Source organism: Zoogloea sp., from assembly GCF_041904905.1.
In the GTDB taxonomy this organism is placed as follows: domain Bacteria; phylum Pseudomonadota; class Gammaproteobacteria; order Burkholderiales; family Rhodocyclaceae; genus Zoogloea.
The window spans coordinates 1-10,569 of record NZ_JAYRMI010000103.1; the positions used below are offsets into that span (position 1 = coordinate 1).

Genomic DNA, 10,569 nt, shown 5'->3' on the forward strand with positions numbered 1-10,569 from the left:
GAACGGCAAGGCCGAAGAGCTGACCTGGGAGATCTTCCGCGACACCCTCATCGAGCAGGCCGAGCAGGGCGTGGATTACTTCACCATCCACGCCGGCGTGCTCCTGCGCTACATCCCCATGACCGCCAACCGGATGACCGGCATCGTCAGCCGCGGGGGCTCGATCATGGCCAAGTGGTGCCTCGCCCACCACAAGGAGAGCTTCCTCTACACCCACTTCGAGGACATCTGCGAAATCATGAAGGCCTACGACGTGGCCTTCAGCCTGGGCGACGGCCTGCGTCCGGGCTCCATCTACGACGCCAACGACGACGCCCAGCTGGGCGAACTGGAAACCCTGGGCGAGCTGACCGACATCGCCTGGAAGCACGACGTGCAGACCATCATCGAAGGCCCGGGCCATGTGCCGATGCACATGATCAAGGAGAACATGGACCTGCAGCTCAAGCACTGCAAGGAAGCCCCGTTCTACACCCTGGGCCCGCTCACCACCGACATCGCCCCCGGCTACGACCACATCACCAGCGGCATCGGCGCCGCGATGATCGGCTGGTACGGCACCGCCATGCTCTGCTACGTCACCCCCAAGGAGCACCTGGGCCTGCCGGACAAGAACGACGTGAAGGAAGGCATCATCACCTACAAGCTGGCCGCCCACGCGGCGGATCTCGCCAAGGGCCACCCGGGCGCGCAGATCCGCGACAACGCACTCAGCAAGGCCCGCTACGAGTTCCGCTGGGACGACCAGTTCAACCTGGGCCTCGACCCGGACAAGGCCAAGTCCTTCCACGACGAGACCCTGCCCAAGGAGTCGGCCAAGGTCGCCCACTTCTGCTCCATGTGCGGCCCGCACTTCTGCTCGATGAAGATCACCCAGGACGTGCGCGACTTCGCCGCCGCCCAGGGCATCGCCGAGGCCGAGGCGCTGGAGAAGGGCATGGAGACCAAGGCGGTGGAGTTCGTCAGGCAGGGGGCGGAGATCTACCGCAGGCTGTGACCGATCCCGACCCCGACCCCGACCCCGACCCCGACCCCGACCCCGACCCCGGTGTCGGGTGGCGGCCCGGCGCATCGTGGACCGGCAGAAGGCCCGGGAGCGGGCGGAGCGCCTCGACCCGCACCATTCAAAAACAAACAAAGTGTTAAAAATGATTATAAAATAACAAAATCAACAAAACCAAGGATGGTTGGCGCCGTGCGCATCGCCCATGTCCTTCAACGCATCGCGCTGGTGACGCTGGCTTACGGAAGCCTCGGGGCTGCCAGCCTGCTGCTTGCCGTTGCGCCGGGCTACGCCAGTCCGCTGTTCCCCTCGGCGGGCCTGGCGCTGGCGTGTACCTTGCAGTTCGGGCGGGTAGCCCTCGTGGGGGTGTGGTTGGGGTCGGCGCTGCTCAACCTGAGCAACGCGTGGTTGAGCGGCAGCCCGGATGCCGTGTCGCTCTCGGTGGCCGTCCTGGTCGGCTTCAGCGCGGCGATCCAGGCGGCGGCCGGTGCGTGGATGATCGACCGCTTCCTGGGGGAACGCTGGCGGAGCCTGGAGTCGGAGCAGGAGGTGGCGAGGTTCCTGCTGCTCGGGGGGCTGATCGCGACCCTGGTGTCGTCGTCGCTGGCGGTGACCGGGCTCTACGGGCTGGGGGTGATCGATCGCTCCGACTACCTGTTCGCCTGGTGGAACTGGTACGTGGGGGATTCGGTCGGCGTCATCGTGCTGGCGCCGCTGGCGGTGTGCTTCTTCGAGCGCCGCCGGGGGGCGTGGAAGGAGCGCTGGCGGCGGATCGTGGGGCCCACCCTGGTCACCGGCGGCCTGGTGGCGCTGGCGTTTCACGGGGTGGCGCTGTGGGAGCGGCAGGTGCAGCAGAACCGGCTTCAGGCGGACGGACAGGCGCTCGCCAGGCGGATCGCCGACCGGGTGCTGGCCCATCGGGAGGTGCTGGCGTCGCTGCGCAACTTCATCGAGGCGACGCCGGAGTTCAGCTTCCGGCAGTTCGAGCAGTTCACCCGCATCACCCTGCAGGGGCACGAGGACATCCACGCGTTGAGCTTCAACGATCTGGTGCCCCACGAACATCGCGAGGCCTACGAGAAGTCGTTGGGCGCGGGGTTCCAGATCACCGAGCGGGACGCGTCGGGGCGCCTGCGCCGGGCCGACGACCGGCCGGACTACGTGGCGGTGCGCTACATCGTGCCGCTGGCCGCCAATCGGCCTGCGGTGGGCTTCGACATCTACTCCGAGCCGATCCGCCGGGAGGCGATCGACCGCGCGCTGGCGCTGGGTGGGGTGGCGGTGACGATGCCGGTGAAGCTGGTGCAGGATCAGCAGAAGCGGACGGGCGTGCTGGAGCTGCTGCCGGTGCGCGGCGGCGCCAATCCGCTGGCCGTCGATGGCCTTGCCCGGCCGGGCGGGTTTGCGGTGGCGGTCATCAAGGTGGACGAGATGGTGGCCATTGCCACCCGCGAGCAGGTGCCCGAGGGGCTGGCGCTGCAGCTGACGGATGCCGGGATGCCGGCCGGGGAGGGCGTGCTCTACCGCTCGGCGTCGCTGCTGGCCGGCGAGGTGGTGCCGGAGCGGGCGAGCGGCTGGTCGGTGTTGCTGCCGGTCGGGGATAGAAAGTGGGCGCTGTCGGCCTTCCCCGGGCGGGGCTATTTCCAGCACAACCGGCCGGTCCTGGTGTGGGCGATGGGCGGGATCGGGCTGCTCTTTGCGGTGCTGATGCAGGTGCTGATCCTCGGCATGAGCGGCCGCACGGCCCTCATCCAGCGCAACAACGCGGCGCTGCGGGCCAGCGAGGACCGCTATCAGCGGCTGTTCAACGACAGCCCGCTGCCCATGTGGCAGATCGCTACCGGCAGCCGCCGCTTCCTGATGGTGAACGACAAGGCGGTGGCGCACTACGGCTGGTCGCGCGAGGCTTTCCTGGCGATGACCCTGGACGACATCCTGGTGGCGGGCGAGGCCCTTGCCGGGTGGGATGCGGGCGCAGGGCAGGCCGCGGTGCTGCCCCGCTGTCGCCATCGCCGCCGCGACGGGTCGGAGATCGAGGTCATCGTCTCGGCGTCGGGGCTTGCGTGGGGTGAGGATGAAGCCTGCGTCCAGGTGATCCAGGACATCACCCAGCACATCCAGCTCATCGCGGCGCGGGAGGCCGCCGAGCAGTCGAGCCAGACCAAGAGCCGCTTCCTGGCCACCGTGAGCCACGAGCTGCGCACCCCGATGAACGGCATCCTGGGCATGGCCCAGTTGCTGCTGCGCCCGGACGTGAGCGCGCCGGACCGGCAGGACTACGCCCGGGTGATCCTCGATTCGGGGCAGGTGCTGCTCGGGCAGCTCAACGACATCCTCGACTTCTCGAAGGTGGAGGCCGGCAAGCTGACCCTCAACCCGGCCCCGGTCCGGGTGGCCGGGGTGCTCCAGGATGTGCTGGGCCTGTTTGCCGAGCCGGCGCGGCGCAAGGGCCTGGCGCTGACCGCCGGTTGGGCCGGCGCGGACGATGGGGCCTACTGCCTGGATCGTCAGCGGCTGGTGCAGATGCTGGCCAACCTGGTGGGCAACGCCATCAAGTTCACCGACGCCGGCAGCGTGCACGTCGAGGCCCGCGTCGTGGCGCGCGACGGCGACGGGGCGGTCCTCGAGTTTGCGGTGACCGACACCGGCATCGGGGTGCCCGAGGACAAGCACCCCGCGATGTTCCTGCCCTTCTCCCAGACCGACAGTTCGGCAAGTCGCCGCTATGGCGGCACCGGGCTGGGCCTGTCCATCGTGCGCAGCCTGGCCGAGCTGATGGGCGGCTCGGTGGGGCTGGTCAGCCGGGTGGGCGAGGGGGCGCGCTTCTGGTTCCGCATCCACGCCGCGGCGGACGACGCCCGGCCCCGGCCCGAGGCGCCCGAGCGCCCCGCCGCGCATCTGCCGGCCCCGCTGTCGACAGGCGGGCTGGTGATGCTGGTGGAGGACAACCCCACCAACCGGCGGGTGATCCGCTCCCAGCTTGCCGCGCTGGGAGTGGGGGTGCTCGACGTGGCCGACGGTCAGGCCTGCCTGGATCGGCTGGCCGGCGGCGCGCGGCCCGATCTGGTGCTGATGGACGTGCAGATGCCGGTGATGGACGGCCTCGCCACGACCGCCGAGATCCGCCGCCGGGAGGCCGGCAGCGGCCAGCGGCTGCCGATCGTGGCGCTGACCGCCGACGCCTTCGCCGAGAGCCGCACGGCCTGTCTGGCCGCCGGGATGGACGACTTTGTGACCAAGCCGGTGCTGATGGAGGTGCTGGTGGGGGTGCTGCAGCGCTGGCTGCCGTCCGCACCGGAGGGCATGCCGCCCCCCCCGAGCCTGCAGACCCTGGACGGCGACCGTCTGGCGGCGCTGGCGGAGGAGCTGGATCAGCTGCTCGTGCAAAACGACTTCGACGCCCTCGCGCGCTTTCGTGAACTGAAGACCCTGGTCTTTGGAACCGTTATGGAGTCAGATTTCGATGAGGTGGGCCGGCTTGTCGGCGAGTTGCGCTTCATGGCCGCCCGCGAGTGCCTGCAGCAGGTGCTGGCCCGAAGCCCGGGCGCGGCGGGGTGAGGCCCGTCTCCCGTCCTGCCCTTTGCAAACCGAACCCGATACGCCCGGAAAATGAAAGTCATTCTCATCGTCGACGACAACCCGACCAACCTGCGCACGCTGGGCGAACTGCTGCGGCCCTTCTACCGGGTCCGGCTGGCGGATTCAGGCGCCGAGGCGCTGCGGATCGCCGGCAGCGGCACCCCGCCGGATCTCATCCTGCTTGACGTGATGATGCCCGGCATGGACGGCTACGAGGTGCTGCACAAGCTCCAGGCCGACGAGGCGACCCGCCATGTGCCGGTGATCTTCGTCACCGCGCTCCACGACGAGGACAGCGAGCTGCGGGGCTTCGAGCTGGGGGCCGCGGATTTCATCCACAAGCCGGTGCGGGCGGCCATCGCCCTGTCGCGCATCCGCGCCCAGCTCGACGCCAAGGCGGCGCGGGACAGCCTGCGCACGTCCAACCGCAGCATCGTCAGCCAGATGGAGGAGGGCGCCCGGCAGCTCGAGCTGGCCCAGATGCAGCTGCTGCAGTCGGAGAAGATGGCCTCCATCGGCCAGCTCTCGGCCGGGATCGCCCACGAGATCAACAACCCGATCGGCTTCGTCGCCTCCAACCTGAGCACCCTGGCCCAGTACCTGCAGGATCTGCTGACGGTTGCCGGCCTGTGCGCCGACGACCCCGGCAGCCGCGACGCCAGCGCGATTCTGGCCGAGGTGCGGGCCCAGCTGCGCCGGATGGATTTCGACTTTCTGCGGCAGGACGTGGCGGATCTGGTCGCCGAGACCCGGGAGGGGGTGGAGCGGGTGCGCCGGATCGTGGCCGACCTGAAGGGCTTCTCCCACTCGGGCGACTCCGAGTGGCAATGGGCCGATCTCCACGCCGGGCTGGATTCCACCCTCAACATCGCCCGTAACGAGTTCAAGTATCACTGCACCCTGGTCAAGGACTACGGCGAGCTGCCGCACGTCCGCTGCATCCCGTCCCAGCTCAATCAGGTGTTCATGAACCTGGTGGTGAACGCCGCCCAGGCCATCGAGGGCGAGGGGCAGATCGCCGTGCGCACGGCCTGCACCGGCGACAACGGCGTTGAGATCAGCGTGACCGATACCGGCGCAGGCATCGACGCCGACAAGCTGCCGCGGATCTTCGAGCCCTTCTACACCACCAAGCCGGTGGGCAAGGGAACGGGCTTGGGGCTGTCGCTGTCGTGGGGTATCGTGGAGCGGCACGGGGGCACGATCCGGGTGTTCAGCGAGCCGGGAAAGGGCACCACCTTCACGGTAAACTTGCCTATCGACGGCCCGCCCGCCACCCACGACGATGCGCCCTGAGGGTGCTTGATAGCGGGTGGCAATCGAATTGATTTCAACAATCAATTAGAACAATAGATCGGGCTTCTCTACCATTCCTCCTGTCTTCTTCATGCACGCCCAGGAGCGAACGAAATGGCAATCATCAACACCCGGATCAAAGCCTTCAAGGCCGAGGCCTACCACAACGGCAAGTTCGTCACCGTCACCGACGAGACGGTGCAGGGCAAGTGGTCGATCTTCTTCTTCTACCCCGCCGACTTCACTTTCGTCTGCCCCACCGAGCTGGGCGATGTGGCCGACCTGTACCCCGAGTTCCAGCAGATCGGCGTCGAGGTGTACGCTGTCTCCACCGACACCCATTTCACCCACAAGGCCTGGCACGACGCCTCCGAGACGATCAAGAAGATCGGCTACCCGATGATCGGCGACCCGACCCACGCCATCGCCCGGAACTTCGACGTGCTGATCGAGGACGAAGGGCTCGCCCTGCGCGGCACCTTCGTGGTGAACCCGGAAGGCGAGATCAAGGTCGCCGAGATCCACGACCTGGGCATCGGCCGCGACGCCGCCGAGCTGCTCCGCAAGGTGAAGGCCGCCCAGTACGTGGCGACCCACCCGGGCGAAGTCTGCCCCGCCAAGTGGAAGGAAGGCGAGGCCACCCTGGCGCCCAGCCTCGACCTGGTTGGCAAGATCTGATCGAAGCCCGCCGAGCCCCTCCCGCCGGGCGGCAGCCCGCCCGGCGCGGATTCCACCGCCAAGCGCTGCCCCGTCGGGGGCGTGTTTGGCGATGGGATTCAAGCAATCACCGAACACACCGAACGCAACGACTGGACGAAAGGACGCATCATGCTCGACGCCGACATCAAGAACCAACTCAAGGCCTACCTGGAGAAGCTCCAGCGCCCGATCGAACTGGTGGCCTCGCTGGACGACAGCGCCAAGGCCCAGGAGCTGCGCAGCCTGCTCGTCGACATCGCCTCGCTCTCGGGCAAGGTCAGCCTCCGCGAAGACGGCGCCCACCCCCTGCGCCCGTCCTTCGGGGTGGCCGAGCCCGGCCAGGCCCCGCGCATCCACTTTGCCGGCATCCCGATGGGGCACGAGTTCACCTCGCTGATCCTCGCCCTGCTGCAGACCGGCGGCCATCCGCCCAAGGTGGAGCAGGCGGTGATCGACCAGATCAAGGCGCTGCCCGGCAAGTTCGAGTTCGAGACCTTCATCTCCCTCTCGTGCCACAACTGCCCGGACGTGGTGCAGGCCCTCAACCTGATGGCCGTGCTCAACCCCGGCGTCACCAGCACCATGATCGACGGCGCCCTGTTCCAGGATCTCGTCAATCAACGCCAGATCATGGCCGTGCCCACGGTCTTCTTGAACGGCCAGACCTTCGGCCAGGGCCGCATGACCGTCGAGGAGATCCTCGTCAAGGTGGATACCGGCGCCGCGGCCCGAGCGGCGGAAGAACTCTCCGCCAAGGCCGCGTACGACGTGCTCGTGATCGGCGGCGGCCCGGCCGGCGCGGCGGCAGCCATCTACGCGGCCCGCAAGGGCATCCGCACCGGCGTGGTGGCGGAGCGCTTCGGCGGCCAGGTGATGGACACCCTCGGCATCGAGAACTTCATCTCGGTGAAGGAAACCGAAGGGCCCAAGCTCGCCGCCGCGCTGGAGCAGCACGTCAAGCAGTACGAGGTGGATCTGATGAACCTGCAGAAGGCCAAGAAGCTGGTGCCAGGCGCGCTCATCGAGATCGAGCTGGAAAACGGCGCCACCCTCAAGAGCAAGGCGGTGATCCTCTCCACCGGCGCCCGCTGGCGCGAGATGAACGTGCCGGGCGAGAAGGAATACAAGGCCAAGGGCGTGTGCTTCTGCCCCCACTGCGACGGCCCGCTCTTCAAGGGCAAGCGCGTGGCGGTGATCGGCGGCGGCAACTCGGGCGTCGAGGCCGCCATCGACCTGGCCGGCATCGTCTCCCACGTCACCCTGCTCGAATTTGCCGACACCCTGCGCGCCGACGCGGTGCTCCAGACCAAGCTCTACAGCCTGCCCAACGTCACGGTCATCAAGTCGGCCCTCACCACCGAAGTCACCGGCGACGGCCAGAAGGTGAACGGCCTGCGCTACAAAGACCGGGTGAGCGGCAGCGAGCACCTCGTCGAGCTTGAGGGCATCTTCGTGCAGATCGGCCTGTTGCCCAACACCGACTGGCTGAAGGGCACGGTCGAGCTGTCGGACCGCGGTGAGATCATCGTCGACGCCAAGGGCCAGACCTCGGTGCCCGGTGTCTTCGCGGCGGGCGACTGCACCACCGTGCCCTACAAGCAGATCATCATCGCCATGGGCGAGGGCGCGAAGGCGTCGCTGAGTGCCTTCGATCACCTGATCCGCAGCTCGGTGCCAGCCTGACCGGGCCCGCCGGCAGGGCGCAAGGCGTCCTGCCGGTGAGGCGCTGCACGGCGAAAAAAAGCGTGTCGTCGCGGGGTGGCGCATATTTTCATTCTTCCCGCCCCCGGGCACTTGCCGACGAGGATCACTGCGAAGGATAATGTCATCCCTTGCGATTCGTCCGACTGCCGCCCGTGCGCCGAAAGAGTTCAAACCTTCGCGTCGTTCATGGCAATGCCGACCGGCTCGATGCCGAGACCGAGGCCTTGCTCGCCGACATTGCCTCGTTCGACATCGACGCCGCCCGGCAGCGGGTCCAGGAGATCGACGCCCGGGCCAGCGGCCTGCGCATCTCCACCACCGAGTTCCCGGATGCCCTGCCGGAAGTGAAGCTGGAGCCGGCCTCCGAGCCGTGCGGCGACACCCCGGCGCGGCCGGGCGACGCGGCCCCTCAGGCCAGCCAGCGGCCCGCCGGCGGCGGGCTCCTCGATCAGCTGAAGGACGAGGTGGTCGTCAGCCAGCGCCGTGCCAGCGATGCGTCGCGTCGGGTCGATGCGGCGCGGGATGGCCTGGACCGGCGTCTGCGCTCGGTCTTCGATTACCTCCACGATCTCACCACCCAGCTCAACTACCTCAAGCCCCGCGTCGGGCGGGATTACTACTTCCTGGGCGGCGACGACGCCTTCCGCGATCTGTCGTGGCTTGAAGGTTACGCCGACTTCCGCACGCAGCCCGAGAGCGAGGGTGGCCGCATCGAGCGCGTCACCCTCGGTTACACCCTGAAGGGCCCCGGTGAGCGGACGCTCGAACGCGTCGGGAGCGGGATCGAACGGCTCCGCCAGGTGTTGTTCGATCTGGGCCTGCGTTTCGAATGCGCAGAGCGCCGTAACTCCCAGCGTGAGCTTGAGCACGCCAGCTTCCGGATCGTCGACGAGATCACCGTGCGGGTGGTGTGGCGGGCCGATTTCGAAAAGCAGCAGGTGGCGATGGAGTCGCGCAACCTGGAGCGGCTGGGGTTTGCCGCCTGCACGCTGCTGCCCGAGTCGCTCGGGCCGGCGCTGCTCGACGAGTTCGGGCGGCTGGTGCTCGGGCGGCCGAACACCTTCCGCAGTTTTGTGAGCCGCTGATCGGCGGCCGGCAGGTCAGGCTGGCGCCAGCAGATCCCTGGCAACGGCCTCCGCAACCCGGATCCCATCCACCCCGGCCGACAGAATCCCCCCCGCGTAGCCCGCGCCTTCCCCCGCCGGGTAAAGGCCCTTCACGTTCAGGCTCTGGAGGTTTTCGCCGCGGGTGATGCGCAGCGGCGACGAGGTACGCGTCTCGACGCCGGTCAGCACCGCGTCGTAGAGGTTGAAGCCGCGAATCTGACGGTCGAAGGCCGGGATCGCCTCGCGGATCGCGGCAATGGCGTAGTCGGGTAGGGCGGTGGAGAGATCGCCCAGGTGCACGCCCGGCTTGTACGAAGGCTCGACGCTGCCCAGTTGGGTGGAGGGCTTGCCCTGCAGGAAATCGCCGACCAGCTGGCCGGGCGCCTCGTAGGTGCCGCCGCCCAGCTCGAAGGCCCGGCTCTCCAGCTTGCGCTGGAACTCGATGCCCGCCAGCGGGCCGCCCGGGTAATCCTCCGGGGTGATGCCGACCACGATGCCCGCGTTGGCGTTGCGCTCGTTGCGGGAGTACTGGCTCATCCCATTGGTGACGACCCGGTTGGGCTCCGACGTGGCGGCCACCACCGTACCGCCCGGGCACATGCAGAAGCTGTACACTGCGCGACCGTTCGCGGCGTGATGCACCAGCTTGTAGTCGGCGGCGCCGAGTTGCGGGTGGCCGGCGTGGGGGCCAAGGCGGGCTTTGTCGATGAGCGACTGGGGGTGCTCGATCCGGAACCCCACCGAGAACGGCTTGGCCTCCATGAACACGCCCTTGGCGTGGAGCATCTCGAAGGTGTCCCGGGCAGAATGGCCGAGCGCCAGCACCACGTGGTCGGTCAGGATCTCGTCGCCGCTCGCGGTCTTCACGCCCCGCACCTGGCCGTCTTCGATGAGGATGTCGGTCACGCGTTGCTGGAAGCGGATCTCACCGCCCAGGGCGATGATCTCCGCGCGCATGTTCTCCACCATCCCCACCAGCCGGAAAGTGCCGATGTGGGGCTTGGCCACGTACAGGATCTCGGGGGGCGCCCCGGCCTTCACGAACTCGGTCAGCACCTTGCGGCCCAGGTGGCGCGGATCCTTGATCTGGCTGTAGAGCTTGCCGTCCGAAAACGTGCCGGCGCCGCCTTCGCCGAACTGCACGTTCGATTCGGGGTTGAGATTGTTCTTGCGCCACAGGCC

At 68.1% G+C, this 10,569-nt stretch carries 7 protein-coding genes; 6 read left to right on the forward strand and 1 reads right to left on the reverse strand.

The annotated features are described in order from the left end of the window. The 6 genes from thiC to ACE3N6_RS18330 form a co-directional block, all read left to right on the forward strand. On the forward strand, positions 1-997 hold a 997-nt coding region (gene thiC, locus ACE3N6_RS18305), incomplete at its 5' end, for a phosphomethylpyrimidine synthase ThiC (protein WP_374247260.1). A 198-nt stretch (positions 998-1,195) separates the two neighbouring features. Beyond that, positions 1,196-4,561 (forward strand): CHASE domain-containing protein, encoded by a 3,366-nt coding sequence (locus tag ACE3N6_RS18310; protein ID WP_374247261.1) that lies wholly within the window; start codon positions 1,196-1,198, stop codon positions 4,559-4,561. Positions 4,562-4,612: 51 nt separating this feature from the next. Further along, positions 4,613-5,878 carry an ATP-binding protein gene (locus ACE3N6_RS18315; RefSeq protein ID WP_374247262.1) on the forward strand — a complete coding sequence of 422 codons (1,266 nt, stop codon included), beginning with the start codon at positions 4,613-4,615 and terminating at the stop codon, positions 5,876-5,878. A gap of 114 nt (positions 5,879-5,992) precedes the next feature. After that, positions 5,993-6,556 carry an alkyl hydroperoxide reductase subunit C gene (ahpC, locus tag ACE3N6_RS18320; protein WP_374247263.1) on the forward strand — a complete coding sequence of 188 codons (564 nt, stop codon included), beginning with the start codon at positions 5,993-5,995 and terminating at the stop codon, positions 6,554-6,556. A gap of 150 nt (positions 6,557-6,706) precedes the next feature. After that, a complete protein-coding gene (gene ahpF / locus ACE3N6_RS18325; protein WP_374247264.1) occupies positions 6,707-8,260 on the forward strand; it encodes an alkyl hydroperoxide reductase subunit F in 1,554 nt (517 codons plus the stop codon). A 245-nt stretch (positions 8,261-8,505) separates the two neighbouring features. Next, positions 8,506-9,366, forward strand: coding sequence for a hypothetical protein (locus ACE3N6_RS18330; protein WP_374247265.1), 861 nt, complete (start codon positions 8,506-8,508; stop codon positions 9,364-9,366). 15 nt (positions 9,367-9,381) lie between these two features. Here ACE3N6_RS18330 and ACE3N6_RS18335 read toward each other — a convergent pair. Beyond that, positions 9,382-10,569 (reverse strand): NAD(P)/FAD-dependent oxidoreductase (locus ACE3N6_RS18335; RefSeq protein ID WP_374247267.1); only part of this gene is annotated, 1,188 nt, incomplete at its 5' end.

Coding starts and splice junctions, on each gene's coding strand:
- ACE3N6_RS18315 (WP_374247262.1), top strand. CDS start 4,613: ATGAAAGTCATTCTCATCGTCGACGACAACCCGACCAACCTGCGCACG.
- ahpC (WP_374247263.1), top strand. CDS start 5,993: ATGGCAATCATCAACACCCGGATCAAAGCCTTCAAGGCCGAGGCCTAC.
- ahpF (WP_374247264.1), top strand. CDS start 6,707: ATGCTCGACGCCGACATCAAGAACCAACTCAAGGCCTACCTGGAGAAG.